The organism is Virgisporangium ochraceum (assembly GCF_016863655.1).
Lineage (GTDB): Bacteria > Actinomycetota > Actinomycetes > Mycobacteriales > Micromonosporaceae > Virgisporangium > Virgisporangium ochraceum.
Genome location: NZ_BOPH01000053.1, coordinates 1 through 23,854 on the forward strand (window position 1 = coordinate 1; position 23,854 = coordinate 23,854).

Sequence of the window (23,854 nt, forward strand, 5' to 3'; positions counted from 1 at the left end):
CGACGATCAAGGCGGGCCGGCACAGACCTGGTGGGCGGATTTGCGGTGACGGGCAGTGGCGGCGGGGGGTCCGTCCGACCTGGAATGTCGGCTTTGCCCATTCCATGGCTGCGCGCGAACCCGCGACTCGGGACACTAGCCCCGCCTCCCGCTCCCGCGAGGGCGCCCGCCGGGGCGCCCTGACCGCCCTCACGCCCGCCCCCGCGCCCGCCCCTGCCCTGCCTCACGCCGTGCGCGCCCACCCCACCCCGCGCCCGCCCGCCGCGACCCACTTACCCGCCGATCTTGCAGTTGTGGCCCCCGATAAATTCGGATATGCCGCCTATAGTGGCGGCCACAAGTGCAAGATCGGCGCAGCGAGCGAGCGTAGGGCTGGGCTGGGCGCCGGTCGGCGCGGCGGGCGCAAGGGCTGGGCGGGCGGCGGCGTTACAGGACGGCTTCGATCAGGTGGGGGCCGGGCTCCTGGAAGGCTCGCCTCAACAAGTTCACCAGGTCGTCGGCGGTCCGGGCCCGGCCGGCCGTCAACCCCAGGCCCCTCGCGAGGTGGACGTAGTCCGGCGTCGGGTCGGTCAGGTCGAGCATGGCCTTCGCCCGCTCGCCGCCAGCCGTGGCGCCCACCTTTGCCAGCTCGTAGTGCAGGATCGCGTACGAGCGGTTGTTCAGCAGCACCGTCGTGACGTCGAGGCCCTCCCTCGCCTGGGTCCACCAGGCCTGCATCGTGTAGAGGGCGCTGCCGTCGGCCTGCAGGTTGACCACGGGACGCGCGGCGTCGGCGATCGCCGCACCTACCGCCACCGGCGGGCCCTGGCCGATGGAGCCGCCGGTCAGGGCAAGCAGGTCGTGCCTCGGGGCGCCGGCGGTGGCGGCCGGAATCGCCAGGCCGGACGTGTTCGCCTCGTCGACGATGATCGCGTTCTCGGGCAGGGTCGCACCGATCGCGGCGGCGAAGGACGCCGCGTCGAGGGACCCGGTCGGTGCCGAGGGGCGCTCGACCGGCGGGAGATCAGGGTCCGCGGGAGCGCCGACCTCGTCGGCCAGGGCCGACAGGGCAAGAGCGGCGTCGTCGCCGGAACCGGCGAGCACGTACGGCACGCAACCGGCGGGGGCCGGGCGGCTCGGCGTGTCGGGGTAGCCGAAGAACGTCACCGGCTCGGCCGCGCCCACCAGCACCAGCGTCTCGAGGTCGGCGAGCTGCTTCATCGCCAGCTCGGGCAGGTAGGCGAGCCGTTCGAACGCGGGCAGGCCGGCACCGCGTTCGAGCCGGGCGGGGAACGTCTCGCACAGCACCCGGGCGCCGGTGGCGGCGGCCACCCGGGCCGCGGCCCGCAGCGCCGGCCCGCGGAGGGCCCGCCCGCCCAGGAGCAGGGCGGCCCGGGACGTCCGCAGGGCCTTGGCGGCTGACGCCACGACCGCCGCGTCGACGGTCGCGAAGGGGGTCACGGGGGCCGGGGAGCCGACCGAACCACCCGGCGACCAGCTCAGGTCGGCCGGCACGATCAGGGTGGCCACCCCGCCCGGCGGGGTGAGCGCGGCCTCGACCGCGGCCGACGCGTCGGCGCCCAGGCCGGCCACGCCCGCCGACGTGCGCACCCAGCCGGACACCGGGCCGGCCAGTGCGGCGATGTCGCTGTGCAGGGGCGCGTCGAGGTCACGGTGGAACGTGGCGTGCTCGCCCACCACCGTCACCAGCGGCGTCCGCGCCCGGCGGGCGTTGTGCAGGTTCGCCAGGCCGTTCGCGAGGCCCGGACCCAGGTGCAGCAGCGCCGCCGCGGGACGGCCGGCGATGCGGCCGAAGCCGTCGGCGGCACCGGTCGCCACGCCCTCGAAGAGCGTGAGAACGCCGCGCATCGCCGGTACCCGGTCGAGCGCGGCCACGAAGTGCATCTCGGAGGTACCCGGGTTCATGAAGCACACGTCGACGCCGGCATCGACGAGCGTGCGCATCAGCGCATCGGCTCCGGTCAGTTCATCGGCCACATCAGTCATCCAACCGCACGGCCAGGCACATGCGCACGGTGGTGGTCGCCGGGCCGGTGTGCACCCGCACGAGGTCGGCCAGGTGGTTGACGAGGAGCAGGCCGCGGCCGTGTTCGGCGTCGACGCGGATCGGTTCGCGGCCGGCCAGCGGGTTGTCGATGCGGCCGCCCGCGGTGACCTCGCACCACACCCGACCGCCGTCGGCCCACAGGTGCGCGGTGCCGGTGCCGGCGCCGTGGCGGACGGCGTTGGTGGCCAGCTCGTCGACCATCAGCTCCCAGTTGTCCAGCTTCGGCTCGCGCAGCCCGTGGCGCTCGGCCTCACCGACCACGAAGCGGCGCAGCGCCGCCATGCTGTCGACGTCGAACGGCAGCGACGCGGCGCCCGCCGGCCGCGGCGGGAGCGGCAGGTTGTACCGGGCCACCACCTCGTCGGGGTCGAACTCGTCGCTGTCATACTCCTTGTCGCCGGAGATCAGCACCGGGTGGGTGGCGCGGGCGTCGCGCAGCGCCGCGTCGTCGAGCGTGGTGGTGTCGTACGGGCACAGGATCTCGACGTCACGGCCGGCGAACGCGCGGTTGATCAGCGCCTCGTGCTGCGCGCAGGCCGGGTACTCCAGCGCCGTGCGAGCGGCCCACACCGGCTCGCCGATGATCCGGACCCGCTCGCCCGGGTGCGCGTCGGCGAACGCCCGCAGCACGCCGGGGATGATCCGGCCGGGGTTGCGGCCGACCCGGGTCATGTCGAGGAAGTGGACGGAGCCGGCGGCGGCACCGAGGCCCCCGGCGAGCACGGCCAGGTTCTCCGGCGGGACGGCGACCGCCACCGGCTCGCCGGCAGCGAGGCCGGCGTGCACGAACGGGACCGTGCCCGCGAGATAGTCCTCGGCGCCCGAGTAGAACAGCGCCGGATGGCGGAACCCTGGGTTCACGCTCTCCTCGTTACGGATGGTGTCTGAGTGACGCCAGACACCATAGCGCACCGCTGGGAGTTGATCACGGAAAGTCGCGAAATCCATCTCGGGTAGCGGCCCGGCCTCCATAGGTCTACACCTATATGCGTCAGCGCTGTCGATCCGGAGGTTTCGATGCCGAAGTTCCGGCGGCTCATTGCCGCCCCGGTGCTGTTGACCCTGTTCGTGACGCTGGTCGGCGCCCCCGCGCGGGCCGACTCCCCGGCCGTCCGCTTCGGCGGAATCGATCTCGACAAAGCGACGGTTCTCGATCTGCAGAAGGCCTTCCGGGACCGGAAACTCAGCTCGACCGGGCTCACCAGCTTCTACCTCGCACGGATCAAGGCGCTCAACCCGAAGCTCAACGCCGTGATCGAGACCAACCCCGACGCCCTGAAGGACGCCCAGAAGAGTGACCTGCACCGCCGCAAGCACGGCGCGCGCAGCCTCCTCGAAGGCCTCCCGGTGCTGCTCAAGGACAACATCGACACGAAGGACCGGCAGCACACCACGGCCGGCTCGTTCGCGCTGCTGAAGAGCACCCCGAAGAGCGACGCCCACCTGGCGAAGCGGCTGCGCGACGCCGGCGCCGTCCTGCTCGGCAAGGCCAACCTCTCCGAATGGGCGAACTTCCGGTCGACCAACTCCAGCAGCGGCTGGAGCGCCCGCGGCGGACAGGGCAACAACCCGCACGTCCTCGACCGCAACCCGTGCGGGTCGAGCAGCGGCTCCGCCCAGGCCGCCGCGGCCAACCTGGCCAGCGTCACCATCGGCACGGAGACCGACGGGTCGATCGTGTGCCCGGCCGGCGCCAACGGCGTGGTCGGGATCAAGCCCACGCTCGGGCTGGTCAGCCGCTCCGGCGTGGTCCCCATCTCGGCGCAGCAGGACACGGCCGGGCCGATCACGCGGACGGTGACCGACGCGGCGGCCGTGCTCTCGGTGATCCAGGGCGTCGACCGCGCCGACGCGGCGACCGGACCGGCCGCCCCGTACGTGCGGCGCGACTACACGAGGAACCTCGACGAGAACGCGCTCCGGGGCAAGCGGATCGGCGTGTGGCGGGTCAGCGGCGGCAACCCGGTCAACGACGCCGCTGTGAACGCCGTGATCGACTCCAGCGTCGCCGCGCTCCGCCGGCAGGGCGCCACGGTGGTCGACAACCTCACGTTGCCCGGCCTCGACGTCGTCGACGCGAACGAGTACCCGGCGCTGCTGGTGGAGTTCAAGCACGACATCAACGCCTACCTCGCGCAGCGACCCGGGCCGCACCCCGGCGACCTGGCCGGGCTGATCGAGTTCAACCGGCGCAACGCCGCGGTCGAGATGCCGTACTTCGGCCAGGAGATCTTCGAGCAGGCGCAGGCGACCAGCGGGAACCTGAGCGACCCCGCCTACGTCGCGCAGCGCACGGCCGCCACCACGGCCGCCCGGAACGCGATCGACGCGACGATGGCCGCCGCCGACCTCGACGCGATCATGGCGCCGACGAACGGACCGGCGTGGAAGACCGACCTCGAGAACGGCGCCGACTTCGAGGGCTTCATCGGCTCGTCGACGCCGGCCGCCGTGTCGGGCTACCCGAACGTCACCGTGCCGGCGGGCTTCGCGCGGCAGTACCTGCCGCTCGGGGTGTCGTTCTTCGGTGGACGCTGGAGCGAGCCCACCCTGGTGTCGGTGGCCTACGCGTTCGAGCGGGCCACGACGGCCCGACGGGCGCCGACGTACCGGGCAACTATCGGCTGACGAACGCGCGCAGCGCGTCGTGGTCCATCTGCCGGCCCCGCGAGAACGCGGATTCGAACGCGGGGCCGGCAGCCTCCCGCACCCGGTTGGCGAGCTCCGCCGGGGCCGGCCGGGCCAGCCCGACGCCGATGCTCAGCAGGTGCGCCGTGCCCACCAGGGTCGCGGCCGTCTCCGCGTCGCCGCGCCGCAACGACAGCTCCGCCAACGCGTACACCGCGTCGGCCGCCGTGTACGGGCTGAGCTGGCGCAAGGAGTTGTCCAGGGCGCGCCGGTACCAGGCCTCCGCCTCGTCGGGCAGGTCGCGGGCCTCGGCGACCCGCCCGAGCTCGACCAGGATCATCGTGCGGGTCGCCGACGGTCCGAACCCCTCCGTCGGACAGTTCTCCAGGGCCGCGTCGAGCAGCGACCGGGCCCGGTCGAGCTCGCCGCCCAACCGGGCCAGCACGGCGAGCCCCGCGTCGGTGGCCGCGAACAGCTCGGCCGCACCCGACCGGTGGGCCAGCCGGGACGCCTGCTCGTAGTCGGCGCGGGCGGCCTCCAGGTCGCCGGCGGCGATGCGCCGGTCGGCCCGCCGGCAGAGCAGGTCGGCCACCTCGGCCGGCGCGTCGAGCTGGGCCGCCACAGCCATCGCCTCGTCGGTGAGCGCGGCCGCCCGGGCCAGGTCGCCCCGCGCGTCGGCGAGGTCGGCCGACGCGGACAGCATCGTCGCCAGTCCCCACCGCTCGCCGATGGTCCGCAGCTCGGCGATGCCGGCCTCGAACTCCCGGCCGGCGCCGTCGGCGTCGCCGGCGTACCACTTGATGTAGCCGAGGCCGAGATGCATCAGCGCCCGCAGCCACGGGTCGGTGAGCCGCTGCCACCGGCGCGAGAGCGCGAGGATGTAGTCGGCGTCGTCGATCGGTGGGCCGCTGTTCACCGCCCACATGACGTTCAGGAACGGCCGCTGCGGCATGGCCTCGAGGCCCGCCATGAACGCGTCGACGACCTTCAGGTGCACGCGCAGGTCGCGCGACGGCGGCCCGCTGGCGGCGTGCAGCACGCACAGTGCGTACTCCTCCTCCAGGCCGGGCACGAGCTCGTCGGGCAGCATCGCCAACAGCTCCATGGCCAGCCCGGCACCGGCGCCGCGGACGCCGCGCAGCCACCAGTACGGCGTCAGCGCGGAGATCAGCCGCAGGCCGAGGTGCACCTCGCGGTCCTGCAACGCCTGGCGCAGCGCACCGTGCAGGTTGTCGTACTCGTCGTCGAGGCGGCGCAGCCAGTCGAGCTGCTCGGCCCGCATCAGATGCGGGCCGGCGGCCTCGACGACGTCGAGGAAGTAGTGGGCGTGCGCGGCCCGGAACCGCTGGGCCTCGCCGGCGAGGGCGAGCTGCTCGGCGCCGAACGCGCGCACGGTCTCGAGCATCCGGTAGCGGCGGCCGCCGTCGACCGGTTCCACCAGGGACTTGTCGGCCAGGCTGGTGAGCAGGTCGACCACGTCGTCGACCTGGCACACCTCGGCTGCCGCGGCGAGCGTGGCCCCACCGGCGAACACGGTCAGCCGGCGGGCGAGGGTGCGCTCGTCGTCGTCCAACAGGTCCCATGACCACTCGACCACCGCACGCAACGTGCGGTGCCTGGCCGCGGCGGTGCGGCTGCCGCGCGACAGCAGCCGGAACCGGTCGTCGAGCCGCGCCGCGACCTCGGCCACCGGCAACGAGCGCAGCCGCGCGGCCGCGAGCTCGATCGCCAGCGGCAGTCCGTCGAGCGCACGGCAGATCCGCACGACCGGTTCCAGGGTGTCGGCGTCGAGGCGGAACCCGGGCAGCACGGCCGCGGCCCGGTCGGCGAACAACATGATCGCGGCACTGGCGGCCGCGTCGGTGGCGGCGGCGTCCGTCGGGGGCAGGGCCAGCGGCGGGACCGGGCTGAGCGTCTCACCCGTGATGCCGAGCGCCTCGCGGCTGGTGGCGAGCACGCGGAGACCGGGGCACGCGCCGAGCAGCCGGGCCAGCAGCCGGGCGACGTCGTCGATCACGTGCTCGCAGTTGTCGACGACGAGCAGCAGGTCGCGGCCGGCGAGGGCGGTCGCGATGCGGTCGATGGCCCCGGTGCGGGCCGGCCCGGTGCGGTCGGGTGACGCCAGCAGGCCCGCCTCCCGCAGCCCGAGCGCACCGAGCACCGCCCGCGGCACGTCGGCACCGTCGACGACCGGCGCCAGCTCGACGAAGCACATTTCACCGCTGGCCCGGGAGGCCACCTCCACGGCCAGCCGGGTCTTGCCCGCCCCGCCCGGACCGATGAGCGTGACCAGCCGGGCCACCTTCACCAGGTCGGCGACGCGGCCCAGCTCGCCCTCCCGGCCGACGAAGCTGGTCAGCTGGGCGGGTGCCGGCGTGCGCAAGGGGGCAGCGTCGGTCTCGCCGCGGAGCACCGCGACGTGCACGGCCGACAGCCCGGGCGACGGGTCGGTGCCCAACCGGTCGGCGAGCAGCTCCCGGGCCTCCTCGTACGAGGCGAGCGCCTCGGCCGACCGCCCCGACCCCGCGAGGGCGCGCATCAGCAGCCCCCGCAGCCGTTCCCGCAGCGGATGCCCGGCCACCAGCGGCGCCAGCTCCGCGGCGCAGGCGGCGGCGTGCCCGAGGGCCAGTTCGGCGTCGGCCCGGTCCTCGACCGCGCCGAGCCACATGTCCTCGAGGCGGGCGGCCTGCGCCGCCGCGAACGGCGCGGGCCCGGTGTCGGCGAACGGCGTGCCGCGCCACAGCTCCAGTGCCGCGGCCAGGTCGCGGGCCGCGCTCACGTGGTCACCCCGGGAGAGCGCGCGCCGACCGGCGGACGCCAGCCGCTCGAACCGGTGCAGGTCGGTGTCGTCGGGATCGGCCGTCAACCGGTACCCGGCGGGGTGCAGCTCGATGGCGCCGGTGCCGCCGAGCGCCCGGCGCAGCCGCGACACCTGCGACTGCAGCGCGTTGGCCGCCCCCGCCGGCGGGTTCTCCCCGTACAGCCCGTCGATCAGCCGGTCGGCACCGACGACGTGGCCGGCGTCGACCACGAGCATGCCGAGAAGCGCGCGCAGGCCCGTACCGCCGAGCGGGACCGGGTCCCCCTCGGCGGTGCAGTCCGTACGGACCTGCGTCGGCCCCAGCACCCCGTACCACATGCCGGCAATTCTCCCCGGTGCGGTCGACGGGCTGCAGGGGTGCTACCACCACTCGATCTGCTGGGCTCAGTTCCCCTTGTAGGGGACGAACGGTGCCGGCGTGTGGTGGGTACGCGCGCTCGGCGCCGACGTCGTGGCGATCGAGTCGAAGAGGACCCGGCCGATCACCGAGTGGGCCTGCACCACCGGGTGGGTGGCGCCGTAGTTGTTCTGCTCCGGGTGGGCGTCGGTGAACATCGCGTAGGTCAGCGCCGGCGAGCCGTCGGTGCCGAACATGACGCCGGCCTCGTGCCGCGAGCCGCCGAGCGTGTTGAAGTCGGCGCCGTACTTGGTGGCGACCCGGCTGCGCTCGTCGGACGACATGTCCCGGCGCACGCCGTCGTGGTAGCCGTTGACCCAGCGCAGCACCCGCAGGAACCACGTCGTCGACGCCGCGCTCAGCAGCGTGCCGTTGACCAGCCGGTACAGCATGTCGTGGGTTTCGCGCGGCGTGGTGACGCCGAGGTAGAACCGGTTCGGGTTCGCCACCGGCTCCACACGGGTGTGCACGAAGCCCTTCGCCGCGAGGATCTCGTTGATCTCCAGCGCCGGCACGTGGAGGCCGCTCAACCGCACCGAGGTGTTGTCGGAGACCAGCAGCATCGCGGTGAGGAAGTTCGCCACCGTGATCGAGTCGCCGTACGCGCCCTTGTGCAGGTGGAAGATGCCGCTGCCCTCGGCGATGATGCCGGCGGTGAGCGTCACCTTCGTGTCGAGGGTCAGCGGCGCTCCGTTGACCAGGCCACCCCGGTCGATCTTGTCGAGCACGCACATGGCGACGTACAGCTTCTGCACGCTGTAGCCGTAGACCACGTAGTCGGCGTCGTCGGCGACGACCTCGTTCTTCGTGCCGTCGGCGTTGAGCAGCGCGATGTGCGAGTGCCAGTTGCCGCCGGCGCGCGTCTTCTGCCGCTCGTAGACCCGCCTGATCTTGCCCGGGCCGTTCGCTTCCACTGCGGGCTCCTGCGGCTGGGCTACGGCTCCGCCCGGCGCCGCCACGGCGGAACCGGGTGCCGCCTGTGCGGGCCCGGCCGTCACCGCGACGGCGGCACCGGCCGCCAGCGTAGCCCCGGCGCCGATCGCGGCGCGCCTGGTCAATGGGTTCGACATGGTTCCCCGTTCTGCATATCGACGGAAGTCGTCTTTCCGGTCATGAGACTAGACGGCCGCCACCACGCGTCCGGTTGCGGCGTAGGCTCGCCGGTATGAAGATCGCCACCGCTGACCGGGTCGACCGGGCCGGGCTCCTGGAGTTCGTCCGCCCACGGCACAACGTCATCCTGGTCACCACGCGGGCCGACGGACGCCCGCAGCTGTCACCGGTGACCGGCGGCGTCGACACCGACGGCCGGATCGTGATCTCCAGCTACCCGCAGCGCGCGAAGTCGCGGAACGCCAGGCAGAACCCGCGGGTGTCGGTGCTCGTGCTCTCCGACAGCTTCGGCGACGCGTGGGTGCAGGTCGACGGCACGGCCGAGGTGCTCGACCTGCCCGACGCGGTGGAGCCGCTGGTCGAGTACTTCCGCTGCATCTCCGGCGAGCACCCCGACTGGGACGAGTACCGGGCGGCGATGGTCCGCCAGGGCAAGTGCCTCATTCGCGTGACGATCGACCACTGGGGCCCGATCGCTACCGGTGGCTTCCCTCCCGAGCTGGCTTCTCGATCTTCGTGACGGGCGCGACCACCAGGTCGTGCATGCGCCAGTCCATCGAGCGCACCCACTCCCCCAGTTTCTCCAGCCTCGGCACGAGATCGGTGACGTCCGACGTGGGGACCACGAGCAGCTCGCCGGCGAACACGTGCCCCTCCTCCCGGATGCGCAGGTAGGCGTCGGCGATCCAGTCCAGGTCGCGGACGCCGGCCAGGATCTGGTCGGGCAGCGGGTGCGGTTCGGAGCCGTCGACCACGCGCGGCCGGTTGTCCATCAGGTTGGCGACGGCGGCGCGGGTGGTCTTCACGCCGTCGCGGACGATGTCGGCGCCGATCACGACGGCCGCGACCGCGTCGGCCCACCACAGCCCGAACCCGATGCCGAGGATGCCGAGGATCGCCGACCCGGCGGTGAGCCAGTCGGCGCGGTTCATCTCCGCGTCGGAGTAGAGCACCTTGTCGTGCAGCTCGCGGGCGATGCGCACCTTGACCCGGCCGAGCAGGATCGCCGGCACCATCGTCAGGGCGAGCACCGCGATCATCAGCCAGCCGAGCCAGAACCGGTGGCCGAACAGCTCGACGAGCCCGATCGGCGGCCGTTCGCGCAGCACGAGCTGCATCACCGAGTCGTAGACGACGAACCCGCCGAGGCCGAGCAGCGCCACCGATCCGGACAGGAACGCGATCGTCACCGAGCGGTGGTAGCCGTACGGGAAGGTCCCGTTCGGCGGCCGGTTGCGGTAGCGGGCCGCCACCAGGAACGCGACCGGTGGCACGAACCCGAGCATGTCCTCGATCCAGGCGGCCTTCATCGCCTGCGACTGGCCGAGGGTCAGGCCCAGCGCCAGCACCGCCGACGCGAAGAACAGGATCGTGAGCCACTCCAGCCTGACCGCGCGCCGGTGGAGCGCCTGCTTGTCGGGCGGCAGCTCGAACGCGTCGTAGACCTTCACCGGGCCAGCTCCTCGAGGATCTCGCCGCGGCGCAGCCCGAGCAGGAACTCCTCGACCGCCACCTGGAACCCGTTCTCGCCGAGCGGCACCGCCCAGACGTGCTTGTGCTCGGCGAGCGTGTGCCGGCTCGCGGTCAGCCCGGCCAGCTCCCACTCGTCGACGACCACCGGCAGGTCGGCCGCGGAGGCCAGCGGGTCGCGGCTGGCGACCGGCACCGCGTCCTCCTTCAGGAGCAGCGCGATGTCCTCGGAGCCGGCCCGCGCCGCCACGCGGGTCCCGGAGAGCTCCGCCGGCACCGCGACGCCCGGACGGGCCGCGACCAGGACGCGGGTGGTGATGTACGGCCTGGTCAGCGACGCTTCCTTGACCCACGGCGCGTCGTCGGTGAGCCCGCCGACCACGAGGTCGAGCACGCGGTGCTTCAGCGCCGCCATGAGCTCCGACTCCGACCCCGGGTACCACTCGACGGTGGTGTCTAGGTCGTCGGCGAGCCGTTCGACGAGCGTCACCTCGGCACCGCCGACGCGTCCGTCGTCGGCGACGGTGACCCACGGCTCGTTCGCCGTGACACCGACCCGCAGCACCCCGCCGCGGACGTCGTCGAGCGTGGTGCCGGCGTCCCGCGGGACGCCACACGCTCCCAGCAGCACGAGCAGCACCAGAACGACCAGTCGCATGACGCCTCCGACCGTAGTCACGACCCCGTGCCCGCTATACCCCGATTCACGGAAATGGACGCGCGGTCGCCGCGCTCGTCCTGGCATCCTGGTGACCATGGCCGATGAGATACCCCTGCGCGGTGGGGTCGCGATCCCGCGGTCCGAGCTGTCGTGGCGGTTCTCCCGGTCGAGCGGCCCGGGCGGGCAGTCGGTGAACACCGCCGACTCGCGCGTCGAGCTGCGCTGGGACCTCGCGTCGAGCGGCGCGCTGCCGCGGGTGCTGCGCGAGCGGGCGCTCGAACGGCTCGCCGGGCGCCTGGTCGACGGGGTCCTGATCGTCACGGCGCAGGAGCACCGCGAACAGTTGCGCAACCGTCGCGCCGCCGAGGCCAGGCTGGTCGCGCTGGTCACGGCCGCGATCGCGCCGGGTCCGCCGGCACGGCGCCCCACCAGGCCGTCGCGGGGCGCGGTTCAACGACGATTGGACGCGAAACGCACACGTTCTGTCACGAAGCAGCTTCGCGCCCGTCCAGAGCATTGACCCTCTCGAGGAAGCCGCCGGGAAAGCAGGTCAGGCCGTACCGTTCGAGGTCGCGGCGCACGCGGAAGTCCGGGTTCGCGGCGAGGAAGTCGTGGATGGCCGGCAGCACGCCGCGGGGCAGGTCCTTGTCCGGCCGCAGGTCGGGCACGTCGACGATGCCGTCCTCGACCACGAAGAACCCGCCGACGGGCACGAACCGAGCGAACCGGTCGAGCGCGGTCTTCGTGGTCTCGTACGCGTGCAGCGTGTCCTCCACCACGAGACAGCGCGCGCCGGGTGCGAGGAGCGCGCTCACGCGGTCCGGTAGATCTTCATCCTGAAGATCGGCTGTCAGCAGCGTGATCCCCGGTGGCGCGGCGCCGATCGCCTCGACCGCCTTGGTGTGGTCGCGGTCGATCGAGATCACGCGCGGTTCTTCGATGCGGCCGTAGGTGGTCGCCATCGTGGTGAGCCGGTCGCGGAACCACAGCGCCGACCCGCCGTGGTTGGTGCCGAGCTCGATCACGGTGTCGGCCCGCGAGATCCACAGCAGGTGCTCGTAGACCCGCAGGTCCTCCGGCATCTTCTGGATGCGCACGCCCGCGTACACGTCCTTGACGTGCTGGCCCTCTCTCTTCAGCCAGTAGTCACGCAGCGGTGCGGTCAGGTCGGCCTCGACGTACGGCGGCAGAAGCTCCATTCGCCGAGAATGCCTCGTTTGTGTTTCGCCCGCCCGTCGATCCGAGCAACAACGCCAACAGCACGGGAAACTCCAGGTACGCGTGGTAGGTGGCGAACGCCGCGTAGACCGAGCGGCCGCCCCAGTAGTCCATCGCGAACAGCACCGCGAGCAGGGCTCCCCCGCCGACGCCGAGCGCCCACACCCGCGGTCCGGTGAGCGCCGGGACCCTGCGTTCGAACGCCTCCGCCGCGTCCGGCGCGTACCGCGGCAGGAACCACACCCACACGACGTAGTGCATCGTCTGCAGGAACGCGAACACCACGAGGAAGCGCACGCCCATCACGGAGTCGAGTGTGCTGGGGGGCGCGCTCGCCGCCACCACCCGGGCCGGGTCGTCGACGAACGCGGTGGCCGTGAGATCGCCCGTCCACGGGTCGACCGCGCCGGCGAGGACCAGCGCGGGGACGACCAGAACCCAGCCGATCTGCACCGCCCGGAATGCGGTTTTCGTGGGAAGCTGCCGCGACCACTCCCAGAGAAACACCAGGGGCACCAGGTTGTGCAGGTGCGCCAGCACCACGAAGTGGTACGCCGGCCACATCGTCGACGCGACCGTGGCCACGGCGACGGCCGCCAGGACGACGTGGCGGATCGTGCCCCTGGCCACGACGGCCGCCGCGGCGAGCACCGCGTACCCGATGACGATCTCGGCGTACCGGGCCGGTGCCCCCACCACAAGCGCCGCGACCCGGCAGACCACGATGCCGCTCACCAGCGCCACCAGCAGCACCAGGAACCGCCCCGACAGCACCGAGGCGAACCGCCCCGCGACGTACCGCAGCTCCAGAACGTTGTGCAGCACGCCGAACAGGACGAGCCCGAGCACGGTGGTGGCAATGGGCGCGTTGACGGCGAGGGCCAGCGCGCCGGCCGCCGCCAGGCCGAGCGCCGCTACCTTCATGGGGTGCCCCAGGGACTCGCGCTGCTGCTGACGCTGGCGGTGGAGGTCCCGTTGTACGTGGCCGCCCTGGTGTCGCTGCGGCTCGTGCCCGTGCGCCGGGCGCTGCTCGTGGCCGTCGCCGCGAACCTGGTGACCCACCCGGCGCTGTGGTGGGCGCTGGGCGACCACCCGTCGCTGGGTGCGCTGGTGCTCGCCGAGGTGGTGGTGTGGCTCGCGGAGGCACTGCTGCTCTGGCTGGCCGTCCGCCGGGCCGTCCGGGTGCTCCTGGTGGTGGCCGCCGGCGCCAACGCCGCCTCCATCCTGGCCGGTGCCCTCATTGCCGTTCTTCGCGGCGCCGCTTGAGCACCAGCACGACCACCACGACGATCGCGGCCACGAACAGCAGGCACAACCCTCCGAGCAGCCCGAAGGTGAGGGCCAGGTCGCTGGGGTCAGGTTCGGGGGCGGCGTCAGCGAGGTGCTCGATCACGCCGCCATCGTAGGTGCCGCGTACGAGTTCACTAATGGTCGCTATGGTGCGAAAACCGAACTCATAAGGGGAGCCACCCGGCCGCAGACAGAGCTGCCCGCACCTGGGCCGCCACCTCCGCCGGCCGGTTCCGCACCGCCCAGGCCGGGAAGCGCAGCACGCGGTCACCCGGGATCCAGAGGTCGTTCTGCCGCTTCATGTCGGCCCACCACTGCCGCACTTCCATGTGGTGGCCGCCGTCGATCTCCACGTGGATCCGCCACTCCTCGAAGTACGCGTCCAGGTACCGCCGCCGCCCCGACGCGTCGACCCGGCGCACCTGGCAGGCCGGGCGCGGGAGGCCGGCGTCCCGGCACAGTCGGAGAAACTGGCCCTCCGGTAGTGAATGGGCACCACCCCGGGCATCGGCGACCGCCTCCTCGATGAGGTCTCGCCGGTGCACCCGCGGCATCGCGGCAAGCATGGTGGAAACCTGGTCGCCCTCGACCAGGCGTTGTTGGAACGAGGCCGTGACGACCGTCCGGGCACGGTCGTCGAACCGGGCCCAGCGCGCCGCGTCGATCACCGCACGCGGGGCCTTCACGCATGGCGGAATGGTCGTCCAGTGGATGTGCTCCCGCCGGAGGGTCGTGGAGCGGTGCACCACCACGAAGATCGGCGGCTTCCGGCGCTGCGCCGACGCCGGCACCATCACATGGACATCCGACTCGGCGAAGCCGCGGAGCCCCATGACCACCAACGCCGACAGGCCACCCAGGGGCATCGGACGTCCGTTGCCGGCGCTCAGCGACGCGATCCACAGTCGCTGGTCCGGATCCGGGTCGACATGCGTCCCACCATGGGCAAGGTAGACACCGCGGTGCGCGACGCGCCACCGACCGCTCTGCACCCGGCTCCGGATCGCAGACGACGTGAACCAGTGCAACGCCTGCCAACGGCTGATGACGTTGCTCTGCCGGAACAACAGGAAGGTCAGATCCTCCTCGGTGGGCACGGTGAACCAGTGTCCTGAACCGCACCCCGGTCAGTCACGTCCGACTTTGCACCTGTGGACAACCGCTGCCGTCAGCAGACCTCGCGCCAGGCGTCGAGTTCGGGCTTCTTGCGTAGCGAGGAGAAGCCGAGCCGCCGGGACTCGGGGCAGAAACCGCCGCTCTCCTGCTCGTACTCGACGTGGAAGACGGGTTTGCCGGCCTTGACGAAGACGGCCAGTTTGCCGCACTCGTCGTACTGTGCGCACTCCTCGTTCACGGCGAAGTCGAAGTACGGTTCGAGCTGGGCGGCCTGCTCCACGTCGTTCTTCAGGCCGACGGCCAGGCCCCGCCGGTGGGCCAGGGCGGCCAGGCGGCGGTTGAACGTCAGCTGGTCGGCGGCGGTCAGCGGGAAGCCGGACTCGTTCGCGTACCCGTCGACGTTGTCGGGTTCCACGGCGTCGAAGCCCTTGGCGCGGCAGGTGTCGAAGCGCGCCGCCAGGATCGGCTCCAGCTTCGCCCACTGGCGGATGTCGAGCCAGCGTTCACCGGGCCAGCCGTCGAGGTCCTTGCCCAGCACGGCCTTCGGGAACCGCTTCGCGTCGGGGCGCCAGTCCTCGAACGCGCCGGCGTTGACGTAGCAGATGACGCGGCGGCCGGCCGCCTTGAGGGCGGCGACGTCGGCGGCCGAGGAGTCCTGGCCGTCGATGTCGTAGACCTGCGCGTCGACGGAGCGGTCGAGCTTTCCGGACAGCTGCCACTGCCAGGTGAGCCCGGCCTTCGGCCGCCACCAGGTGCCCGCCGCGGCCGGCGACGCGTCCACGGACGGCGACCCGTCACCGGGCGGTGGTGGGACATCCACAGTGGACGATCCGCCGCCACGCGCGTCACCTTCGCTGGCGGAACGCAACGAAAAGAACGCGATGCCGGCGGCCAGCACCACGACGAGCGCCGCGCCGCCGACCACCCACCATCGTGCCCTCATGCCCCCACCTTGACCGGTGTCCGCAAGGGTGCGGGCAGGCCGCGGTACGGATTGGTGCCGGCGAGGTCGGTGACGAGGCCGTGCGCCACGCGGCGGTAGAGGCGGCGGGTCGCCTCGGTGAGGTCGGCCACCGGTACGTCGTAGACGATGTGCGCGGCGTTCGGCCAGTCGGGTTCGGCGGGCGTGGCCCGGTAGCGCGGCCACGGGCCCTCGAACGTGCACACGAGGTCGGCGAGCGCGGCGTAGCCGGGGTGCGGGCGCACGCCGGGGTTCAGCACGATGCGACCCCGCGCGGTGGCGACCGCGTGCGTCATCCAGCGCAGCGACGCGAGGTCCGACGGCACCTGGTCGAAGAACACGCCACCCACCGGGTAGGCGCGCCAGGCCAGGATGTCGGTGCGGACGTCGTCGATGGGACGCATGGCGTAGTTGACGTCGACGTAGCCGAGCATCGGCACCTCCGCCTCGGCGAGGGCGGCGGTCGCGTAACCGTAGGCGGGGTCGTAGTGCCGGCCCGGTCCATTGTGGACGTTGACGATCACGGTGACGTCCCAGCGCTGGGCGGCCAGGGTGGCCCACGCGCCCGGGTCGTCGGCCGGGTAGACGTACAGCGGCAGCAGCGTGGTCACCGGTAGCTCCAGCGGTCCTTCAACACCATCGCCACGACGCCGAGCGCGGGCACGCACACGGCGAAGAGCACGACGGCCACCAACGTGTCGACCAGGCTCGTCGTCGCTCCGGGCAGGGCCCGGTAGAGGACGCCGATCAGCACCGCCGGCCACCAGACGAGCAGCGCGGCCAGCCCCAGCCGGCGGTGCGCGACGAGCACGAGACACAGCCCGTTCACGGCCGCCAGCAGCACGACCGCCGCGAGCCGGCCGGCCTCGGCCGCCGTGAGCACCGCGCCGGCCGCCACCGGAACCGCCAGCACGGCCAGCGTCGCCAACGAGACGCGCGTGAGCCGGCGCGGGTACTGCCAGCGGTCGGTGAGCACGGCGCGGGTGGCCGCGACCCGGCGCTGGTGCCACACGAGCACGAGCTCGGCGAGCGGAACCCCGACGAGCAAAGGGATCGCGGCGACCGGCTCGCGGAGCAGGTCGCCACCGGCGAGCACCACCGACGCGAACAGCACCGCCTGCCCGGCACCGACCGCGCCGTTGGCGAGCGCGTTCGCCGCCTCGCGCGGACGCGGGCGGTACCACTCCCCCGGCGCGAACGCCGGCGAGTACGCGACGAGCACCAGCACCGCGATCGCGGCGCCGACGATCCACATACCCGTGCCCGCGTACACCGCCGCCGCGGCGATCCAGACCCCGGCGGCGGCGGCGAGCACCCGCTTCTCCGTGCCGGTGACCAACGCGACCGCGGTCGAGGCGAACAGGGCGACCTGCCCGGTGGCGACCGCGTACGCCAGCGGCTCGGTGACCCCGAACGCGGCCAGCAGGCCCGCCCACGCCGCGCCGGCGACCACGAACCCGATCGCGAGCACCCGGGCGGCGGCGACCGCACCGAGGGCGCCCAGCGCCCGGTAGCCCAGGAACGCCAACGCCTGCGCGGTCGCCCAGCCGTAGATCAGCGCGCCCGGACCGGCCGCCGCGGGCAGCCCGGACAGCTGGGTGGCGCCACCGACGGCGACGACGGCCGGGGTCAGGTACAGGGCCGAGCGGACGAGCGTCACCCCGACGCCCAGGCGCGGACCGTCCCGCTCGGGCGTCGCGGCGTTCGGGTCGTACCGGCCGGGTGCGTAGCCGGCGGTCGGGTAGCCGGCGAGGTCGGCGCGCAGGCGGGCCGCGAGCGAGAACACGCTCGTGACGCCGTAGTCGCGTTCCGCCACGCGGTCGTTGACGCCGCTGGCCTCCAGGTACGCGGCCACCTCACCGGTGTCGACGGCCGACCGGCAGATCGGCGCCATCCGCTGTTCCAGCGAGGAGTAGAGATCTTCGGATACGACCATCGTGCTCATACCAATGCTCCGAGCCGCCTGTAATGCTCACGGTAGGTGGAGAGGCATCTGTCCAATGTGTACTCGTTGAGCGCGCGGGCGCGGGCCTGCCGCCCGAGGTCGGCCCGCCGCGCCGGGTCGGTGAGCAGCTCCAGGCAGGCGTTGGCGAACGCGCGCGGATCGCGCGGCGGCACCACCAGGCCGGTCTCGCCGACCGCCTCCGCCACGCCGCCGACGTCGGTGCTCACGGTCGCCCGGCCGCACATCATCGCCTCGATCACCGTGTACGGCATGCCCTCCGAGACGCTCGACAGCGCCACGACGTGACCGGCGGCGAACGCGTCGCGGCTGCACGCCACCGGCCCGGCGAACGTCACCGCGTCGGCGACCTGGAGGTCGGCGGCGAGCTTGCGGCACGTGGCGGCGTACTGCTCGTTGCCCGCCGGCACCGGGCCGGCCAGGTGCAGCCTGGCCTTCGGGAGCCACGCCTTCACGTAGCCGAACGCGCGGATCAGCGTCTCCAGGTCCTTCAACGGGTCGACGCGGCCGACCCAGGAGATCGTCGGTTCGTCGGGCCCGGCGGCGAGCGCGTCGAAGCGGCCCGGGTCGACGCCGTTCGGGATCACCGCGATCCGGGCCGGGTCGGCGCCGTGCCGCTCGGCCCACCGCCGGTTGAACCCGCTCACCGGTGCGACGAGCGCGGCCTCGGCGTAGGCCAGCTTCGCCAGCGCGCGGTGGAAGCGCAGCAGCGCCGCCTTGACGCCGGGCGCGAGGCCGCTCGTGGAGAAGTACCGTTCGCGGAGGTACACGCCGTGCTCGGTGAGCGCGAACGGCAGGCCGCTGCGCCACTTCGCGGCGAGGGCGATGAGCGCCGCGAGCCCGTTGGCGTTGGCGTGGCACAGGTCCACCGGCGGGAGGACGGCCGCCAGCGGGCGCACGGCGTGTTCCAGGAGCACGGCCGCGTCGTCGGCGTCGCGCATCGTCAGCCGGGGCAGGGCCGGGCTGCCCGCCCACGCGTCCAGGAGGATCTCCGCGAGCGGGGCGCCGGCGAGCGGGTGCCGGCCGGCCGACGACCGGAACCACCGGCGCGGCGCCACCGCACCGAACGCGAGTTCCCGCAGGCCCTCGGAGAACACCGCCAGGTCGGCGGGGGCGTTGCCGAGCATGCCCCGGCACATCCGGGCGGCGGCGCGCTCCGCCTTGTAGCGCCCCGGCCGTTCGACGCCCCACAGCGGCACCGGCTGCACGGCGTCGACGGTGGGCGGCAGCGGCATCGCGAGCGGCGGCGGCGTGTCGCCCGCCGTGATCGACACGAGGTGCCAGCGCACCTCGGGCAGCCCGCGCACCAGGTGCTCGCACCAGGTGCTCACCCCGCCGGTCGCGTAGGGATAGGTGCCCTCGTTGATCAGCGCGACCCTCATGCGGGCAGCTTCACCGTGGCCGACTTGCCCTTGGCGAGGGCGCGCCACGCCGACCGCTGGCCGCCGTACGCCTCGCCGTAGGCCTCGCCCGGCACCAGGACCCCGAGCAGGTTCAGCGCGGCCTCGCGGGTGCCGGTCGGCGCGGTCAGCGGCACGTCGACGGTGGCGCCGGTGTTGACGACCGTCACCGTGTCGCCCTTGCGGTAGCCGGTGACCGTGCGGCTCGCGACCGCCTGCCGCCACGCCTCCTGGCGCGCGAAGTGCTGGCTCACGGCGAGCATCCGCGGGTTCACGAGGCCGGTGTTCGTCGCGTAGATCTGCCTGTACCTCGCGATGAGCGCGTCGAGCACCGGGTAGAGCACGCGGTCCTCGGTGATGTTCGACTGGTGCGCGTAGTGCGGACGCGGGTCGGCCGACACGACGTGGTCGAACGCGATCCGCACCTCGGTGGGCACGATGTGGCCCGTGAACCCGGTCGACCCGAGCGGGGTGATGCACGTCGACGCCGGGTTCGACTCGCAGATCCCGCTGCCGCCGTCGGCCCGCGACGTGTAGATCCAGTTGTACTCGTCGACCGCCTCGGCGACCTTGCCGGTGTTGTAGTAGATGTTCATCGGGTGCCGGGGCACCGTGCGCGCCGGTCCGACCGCGCGCGGCGCCGGCTCCCGCGACGCGTCCGACGCGATCGCCGTGACACCGGCGGCCTGCAACGAAGGCGCGAGGTTCGGGTTGTCGGCGGGCATCTCCGGCAGCGACCGCAGCCCGGAGTGCTGCCCGGTGACCAGTTCCCGCTTCTCCACCGTGACGCCGTTCACGCGCGCCCAGTCGAGGTTCTTCGTGATCTCGGTGGTGATGTCCGCCGCCGGGACGTACTCGGCGGTGCAGCGCCACGGGGTGACCGTCTCGTCCTTCACACAACCCAGGTACGGGTGGCTCCAGGTGTGGTTCAGCCAGCGCAGGTCGCCCTTGCGCGCCAGCAGCCGGGCGGTCAGCGGGTCGCCCGCGCCCGCTTCGGTGCTGCCGAACGCGTTGTAGGCCATGTCGAGCTTGAGTCCGGTCTTCTGCTGCCAGGCCACGAGCGCGTCGACGTCCGCCGGCACCATGCGGATCGTCGGTGCGGTCAGCTCGGACGGGCAGTCGGCGCCGACCGTGCAGTTGCCGCCGGTGTGCCAGCGGTCGTCGGGCAGCAGCACGTCGTCGACGTGCAGGCTGAAGAAGTTGCGCCAGTAGCCGAGGTTGACACCCTTGGTGAGCCAGGTGACCAGGCCGTGGCCGAGCACCAGTCCGTGCGTCAGGTAGCGGTTGAGCGCGGTCGTGACGACGAGCTGCTCACGTCCGTCCACCGTGTACACCCCCGCGACCGACCCCGCGCCCCCGCCCGGAGCCTGACCCTCGACCAGCGGGGTGAACCCGGCACCGGCGGTGCCCAGCGACGCGAACGCCTCCGGCACCCCGGAGTCGCGGTCGTCGACCGGGACCGCGCCGGTGAGGTAGCCGAAGCCGGCGGCCTTCCCGGCCGCGGTGACCGTGAGCGAACCGCCGTCGAGCGTTCCGCTCCACGCCGTGGTGAGCCCCGCGTGCGGACCGGCCCACGTGTAGGCGACCAGGCGGCGCACGCCGAAGCCGCGCTCGTAGTCGGCCAGGGCGGTCGCCTCGGCGGCCGGCAGCGGGTTCTCGTTCGGGACCACGACGCCCTGGTACCGGCCGTGGTCGGTCGCCGCGGTGAGCAGCGCCGTGGTGACCGTGGGGCGGCCGGCGGCCCGCGTGTCGACCGAGTCGTAGGGGACGCCCTCACGGTCGAGCTGCGCGGTGACCGCGTCGACGCCGGGGCTACCGTCGGTGACGACCAGAACGCGAAGGTCGATGCGCTTGCCGGTGTCGGCCGCGCCGGCCGGCCCGGCCACGATGAGTGCCGCGACAGCCGCGACGGCGATACCAGTGGAGATGACGCCACGAAGGTTCACGAACGGGGAAACGACGGGCCGTCGGTCGCGAAACCTCACCCGTCACATCTCCAACCGAACGGCCAAAGGTTTGACGAAGGCCGTAACCGGTCACTACTTCCTCGTGACCACCGTGAATGAGGCCGGTGCGGCCGCTCGCCGCCTGGGCAACAACAAGTGGCTGGAGCGGCTGACCCGCATCGGCCTCGTCGGATACGGCGTGACCCACCTGCTCGTGGGGTGGATCGCCCTGCAGCTGGCGTTCGGCAAGGCGTCCAAGGAGGGCGACCAGGCCGGCGCGTTCAAGACCCTCGCCGAGCAGCCGTTCGGCAAGTTCCTGCTCATCGTCGTGGCGATCGGGCTCGCGGCGATGACCGTCTGGCAGGTGTTCGAGGCCGCCGTCGGCCACACCGAGGACCGCGGACGCGAACGCGTCTTCGAGCGCGTCGCGTCGGTGTTCAAGGCCGGCTTCTATGCCTACCTGGGCTACAAGGCCGTGTCGGTGCTGCAGGGCGCCGGCAAGTCCTCGGGCGACCAGCAGCAGCAGGCGACCAGCTCGATGATGGACAACGGGGGCGGACGCGCGCTCGTGGGCCTCATCGGCCTGGCGATCGCCGCCATCGGCGTCGGCCTGATCTGGTACGGCTGGCAGAAGAAGTTCAACAAGCACCTGAAGACCGGCCAGATGTCCGCGCACGAGCGTCGCCTCTCGGACAAGCTCGGCATCGGCGGCTACGCCGCCAAGGGGACGGTCTACGGCACGCTGGGTGTGCTGGTGCTCGTCGCCGCGATGCAGCACGACCCGAACGAGTCGCGCGGCCTCGACCAGGCGCTCAAGACGCTGGCCGAGCAGCCGTTCGGCACCGTCATCCTGGTGGGTGTCGCGATCGGGCTGGCCGCGTACGGCGCCTTCTGCTTCTTCCAGGCGAAGTACCGCAAGGTCTGACGTTCTCGCAGTAAGGGGACGGCGCTGGGCGCCGTCCCCTTTCTGTGCGTCTCTAGCGACCCGCGAGAAGACGCGTGACCGCCGCGTCGACGTCGAGGTGGTCGCCCTCGCGGCCCCGCGGGACCGCGATGTACGTGCGCCGCAGGAACCGCACCAGGACGCTGCGCGGCACCTCGAAGAGCGCGTTGCCGTCGGGCGAGGACAGCGCCAGCGCCACGAAGTCACCGCGCGGGCTGGCCCACGGCCACACCCGGACATCTCCGATACCGGCCGGCTCGTCGAGCCCGGTCACCAGCAGTTCGCGGGCGAACGACCAGCTGACCGGCTCGCCGCCGGCGGTCTCGGCGTGAAAGAGGACGTGCACCGCATACGGGTCCTCCGGGTCATACCGGAGACTTGCGCGCACCGGAAGGGCCGTCGCATCCGGCGCCACAAGCCGAAGCGACGTCTCCACCTCCACCGCTGTGGGTCGGATTGCACTCATGTCGAAACTCCCCCCGGCACCGCGCGAGGCATACACGCCTCGCCCCTCCCAATACTCAGCGCTCATGAAGTGTTACGCTCCGCCATCCGTTGATCTCACCCGGTAGTGGGACCACGAACCCGATCCGCCGCGGGAAAAGCTGGCCAAAGGTATGATCGGCCAACTCTTGACTAGGCCCGGTATGTTTACCGTTGGCCCTTAGTCTCGGTTCTGTCCTCATATGTTCTTGCTGTGAGTTTCTCGGTTAACGCCGGCGGATGTAGTGTTTTGTTCGGTTTGCGCTTCTGCCTTGTGAGGCTGGCTATCCGACGGCGCTCGCAACTCGATGTCAATGCGGTAACGCCCAGCCTGTGCGCGCGGTGACGGGCAAGCCGATCTCTCGGGGTTCCGTCCGGGTTTCGTCCGGTCCCGGATGGGGGTTGAGTTGACGTAGCTTTGGGCAGCGTGGAACGCGTGTCAGGTACCGTCGGTGAGCCGTCCGCTGCGCCTTCTTCCTCGGCCTCTCCCCCAGCTTCTTCTCCGCCTTCTCCTTCGGGTTCGGGTTCGGCGGAGCCTTCGCCTTCGGTGGAGGGTGCGAAGCGGCGGCGCTGGCGGCGGACGCGGGCCCGGGCCCGACTGGCGAGGAACCGGGTCTACGCGCTTCCTGGTGGCCGAACCATCTTCAAGGTCGCCATCGCCATCCTGGGTGGCCTGATCGTGGCGCTGGGCCTGGTCCTGGTGCCGCTGCCCGGCCCGGGCTGGGCCATCGTGTTCGGTGGTCTGGCGATCTGGGCGATCGAGTTCGCGTGGGCCGCCCGTCTCCTCGACTGGGTGCGCCGCCAGGTCCGCGCCTTCACCCGGATGATGAAGAAGCTGCACTGGTCGCTGCGTGCCGCGTTCAGCCTGGCCGTGGTGGCGGTGCTGCTGTCGATCGCGTGGCTGTGGCTCAAACACCGGTACGGCTTCGACACGCTGGCCCAGTTCTGGGAGTACATCACCACCCACTGACGGGGTAGGGACACGGATACCGGTGTGCATCCGTGGGGCGGGATCGGGTACAGTCCCTGACGTCCCGGGCGATTAGCTCAGCGGGAGAGCGCTTCGTTCACACCGAAGAGGTCACTGGTTCGATCCCAGTATCGCCCACATCATTTCCGCAGGTCAGAGGCCAGGTCCCGGGCTCGGGAACCTGGCCTCAAGATCATTTGACCGTCATTTGACCGTGGATCCGGACCCACCGGCCGGCAGAATTTGGCACGTTCGGAGCCCTCACGGATGGCTGGCCCAGGGTCGGCGTGCGGCGACGGATGGCTTGATGGGCGCGAGTAGACCATGCTCGATGCATGGTTCCTCGCGAGCTGGTGCCGCGGTGGCGTGACCTTCCCGCGTTGGGCTGGTTGGCAACCTGCCGACTCGGCAACCCGCCCGTTCGGGG

General features: G+C 72.3%; 22 protein-coding genes and 1 tRNA gene. 7 read left to right on the forward strand and 16 right to left on the reverse strand.

Annotation, left to right across the window (positions count from 1 at the left end; genetic code table 11):
• Positions 1-426: 426 nt before the first annotated feature.
• Positions 427-1,977, reverse strand: coding sequence for an acetolactate synthase large subunit (locus Voc01_RS19190; RefSeq protein WP_239160316.1), 1,551 nt, complete (start codon positions 1,975-1,977; stop codon positions 427-429).
• Position 1,978: 1 nt separating this feature from the next.
• Positions 1,979-2,908 carry an anti-sigma factor RsbA family regulatory protein gene (locus Voc01_RS19195; RefSeq protein WP_239160317.1) on the reverse strand — a complete coding sequence of 310 codons (930 nt, stop codon included), beginning with the start codon at positions 2,906-2,908 and terminating at the stop codon, positions 1,979-1,981.
• Positions 2,909-3,064: 156 nt separating this feature from the next.
• On the opposite strand from Voc01_RS19195, the gene Voc01_RS19200 reads away from it, so the two are divergent.
• On the forward strand, positions 3,065-4,675 hold the full coding sequence (locus Voc01_RS19200) for an amidase (protein WP_203928846.1): 1,611 nt from the start codon (positions 3,065-3,067) through the stop codon (positions 4,673-4,675).
• Here the strand turns inward: Voc01_RS19200 and Voc01_RS19205 are convergent.
• Together Voc01_RS19205 and Voc01_RS19210 are read right to left on the reverse strand one after the other, a co-directional pair.
• Positions 4,665-7,814 (reverse strand): AfsR/SARP family transcriptional regulator, encoded by a 3,150-nt coding sequence (locus Voc01_RS19205; protein WP_203928847.1) that lies wholly within the window; start codon positions 7,812-7,814, stop codon positions 4,665-4,667. The genes Voc01_RS19200 and Voc01_RS19205 overlap by 11 nt on opposite strands.
• Positions 7,815-7,880: 66 nt before the next feature.
• Positions 7,881-8,963 (reverse strand): serine hydrolase, encoded by a 1,083-nt coding sequence (locus tag Voc01_RS19210; RefSeq protein ID WP_203928848.1) that lies wholly within the window; start codon positions 8,961-8,963, stop codon positions 7,881-7,883.
• A gap of 95 nt (positions 8,964-9,058) precedes the next feature.
• On the opposite strand from Voc01_RS19210, the gene Voc01_RS19215 reads away from it, so the two are divergent.
• Entirely contained in the window at positions 9,059-9,526 is a 468-nt protein-coding gene (locus Voc01_RS19215; RefSeq protein WP_203928849.1) for a PPOX class F420-dependent oxidoreductase, read from the forward strand.
• On the opposite strand, the gene Voc01_RS19220 is transcribed toward Voc01_RS19215, so the two are convergent.
• Entirely contained in the window at positions 9,483-10,457 is a 975-nt protein-coding gene (locus Voc01_RS19220) for a cation diffusion facilitator family transporter (RefSeq protein WP_203928850.1), read from the reverse strand. The two genes, Voc01_RS19215 and Voc01_RS19220, sit on opposite strands and share 44 nt — an antisense overlap.
• Entirely contained in the window at positions 10,454-11,134 is a 681-nt protein-coding gene (locus Voc01_RS19225) for a substrate-binding periplasmic protein (RefSeq protein WP_203928851.1), read from the reverse strand. The genes Voc01_RS19220 and Voc01_RS19225 overlap by 4 nt, the downstream gene beginning before the upstream one ends.
• Before the next feature lie 97 nt (positions 11,135-11,231).
• Here Voc01_RS19225 and arfB point away from each other — a divergent pair, with 97 nt between their 5' ends.
• The gene (arfB, locus tag Voc01_RS19230) at positions 11,232-11,657 is read left to right on the forward strand and encodes an alternative ribosome rescue aminoacyl-tRNA hydrolase ArfB (protein WP_203928852.1); all 426 of its coding nucleotides are present in this window, start codon (positions 11,232-11,234) and stop codon (positions 11,655-11,657) included.
• Here arfB and Voc01_RS19235 read toward each other — a convergent pair.
• Both Voc01_RS19235 and Voc01_RS19240 read right to left on the reverse strand, forming a co-directional pair.
• On the reverse strand, positions 11,623-12,336 hold the full coding sequence (locus tag Voc01_RS19235; RefSeq protein ID WP_203928853.1) for a CmcI family methyltransferase: 714 nt from the start codon (positions 12,334-12,336) through the stop codon (positions 11,623-11,625). The two genes, arfB and Voc01_RS19235, sit on opposite strands and share 35 nt — an antisense overlap.
• On the reverse strand, positions 12,284-13,279 hold the full coding sequence (locus Voc01_RS19240) for a hypothetical protein (protein WP_203928854.1): 996 nt from the start codon (positions 13,277-13,279) through the stop codon (positions 12,284-12,286). Before Voc01_RS19240 ends, Voc01_RS19235 begins: the two co-directional genes overlap by 53 nt.
• Before the next feature lie 3 nt (positions 13,280-13,282).
• Between Voc01_RS19240 and Voc01_RS19245 the strand changes: the two genes are divergently transcribed.
• Positions 13,283-13,621: a hypothetical protein gene (locus Voc01_RS19245; protein WP_203928855.1), complete on the forward strand. Its 339-nt coding sequence runs from the start codon at positions 13,283-13,285 to the stop codon at positions 13,619-13,621.
• On the opposite strand, the gene Voc01_RS19250 is transcribed toward Voc01_RS19245, so the two are convergent.
• From Voc01_RS19250 to Voc01_RS19280, 7 genes are all read right to left on the reverse strand, one after another.
• Positions 13,593-13,748: a hypothetical protein gene (locus Voc01_RS19250; protein WP_203928856.1), complete on the reverse strand. Its 156-nt coding sequence runs from the start codon at positions 13,746-13,748 to the stop codon at positions 13,593-13,595. The two genes, Voc01_RS19245 and Voc01_RS19250, sit on opposite strands and share 29 nt — an antisense overlap.
• Positions 13,749-13,809: 61 nt before the next feature.
• Positions 13,810-14,742, reverse strand: a complete 933-nt coding sequence (locus tag Voc01_RS19255) for an endonuclease domain-containing protein (protein WP_203928857.1) — start codon at positions 14,740-14,742, stop codon at positions 13,810-13,812.
• Between the two features lie 71 nt (positions 14,743-14,813).
• Positions 14,814-15,704 carry an endo alpha-1,4 polygalactosaminidase gene (locus Voc01_RS19260; protein WP_203928858.1) on the reverse strand — a complete coding sequence of 297 codons (891 nt, stop codon included), beginning with the start codon at positions 15,702-15,704 and terminating at the stop codon, positions 14,814-14,816.
• On the reverse strand, positions 15,701-16,333 hold the full coding sequence (locus Voc01_RS19265; RefSeq protein WP_203928859.1) for a spherulation-specific family 4 protein: 633 nt from the start codon (positions 16,331-16,333) through the stop codon (positions 15,701-15,703). Before Voc01_RS19265 ends, Voc01_RS19260 begins: the two co-directional genes overlap by 4 nt.
• Positions 16,330-17,667, reverse strand: a complete 1,338-nt coding sequence (locus tag Voc01_RS19270; protein ID WP_203928860.1) for a hypothetical protein — start codon at positions 17,665-17,667, stop codon at positions 16,330-16,332. The genes Voc01_RS19265 and Voc01_RS19270 overlap by 4 nt, the downstream gene beginning before the upstream one ends.
• The gene (gene pelF, locus Voc01_RS19275; protein ID WP_203928861.1) at positions 17,664-19,067 is read right to left on the reverse strand and encodes a GT4 family glycosyltransferase PelF; all 1,404 of its coding nucleotides are present in this window, start codon (positions 19,065-19,067) and stop codon (positions 17,664-17,666) included. The genes Voc01_RS19270 and pelF overlap by 4 nt, the downstream gene beginning before the upstream one ends.
• A complete protein-coding gene (locus Voc01_RS19280) occupies positions 19,064-21,070 on the reverse strand; it encodes a hypothetical protein (protein WP_203929035.1) in 2,007 nt (668 codons plus the stop codon). Before Voc01_RS19280 ends, pelF begins: the two co-directional genes overlap by 4 nt.
• A 64-nt stretch (positions 21,071-21,134) precedes the next feature.
• Between Voc01_RS19280 and Voc01_RS19285 the strand changes: the two genes are divergently transcribed.
• Positions 21,135-21,956, forward strand: a complete 822-nt coding sequence (locus Voc01_RS19285; protein ID WP_239160318.1) for a DUF1206 domain-containing protein — start codon at positions 21,135-21,137, stop codon at positions 21,954-21,956.
• A 52-nt stretch (positions 21,957-22,008) separates the two neighbouring features.
• Here Voc01_RS19285 and Voc01_RS19290 read toward each other — a convergent pair whose 3' ends face one another.
• Positions 22,009-22,440 carry an SsgA family sporulation/cell division regulator gene (locus Voc01_RS19290; RefSeq protein WP_203928863.1) on the reverse strand — a complete coding sequence of 144 codons (432 nt, stop codon included), beginning with the start codon at positions 22,438-22,440 and terminating at the stop codon, positions 22,009-22,011.
• Positions 22,441-23,004: 564 nt separating this feature from the next.
• Here Voc01_RS19290 and Voc01_RS19295 point away from each other — a divergent pair.
• Positions 23,005-23,427, forward strand: a complete 423-nt coding sequence (locus Voc01_RS19295) for a TIGR02611 family protein (RefSeq protein WP_239160319.1) — start codon at positions 23,005-23,007, stop codon at positions 23,425-23,427.
• A 66-nt stretch (positions 23,428-23,493) separates the two neighbouring features.
• Positions 23,494-23,565 (forward strand) — tRNA-Val (locus tag Voc01_RS19300).
• Positions 23,566-23,854: the final 289 nt, after the last annotated feature.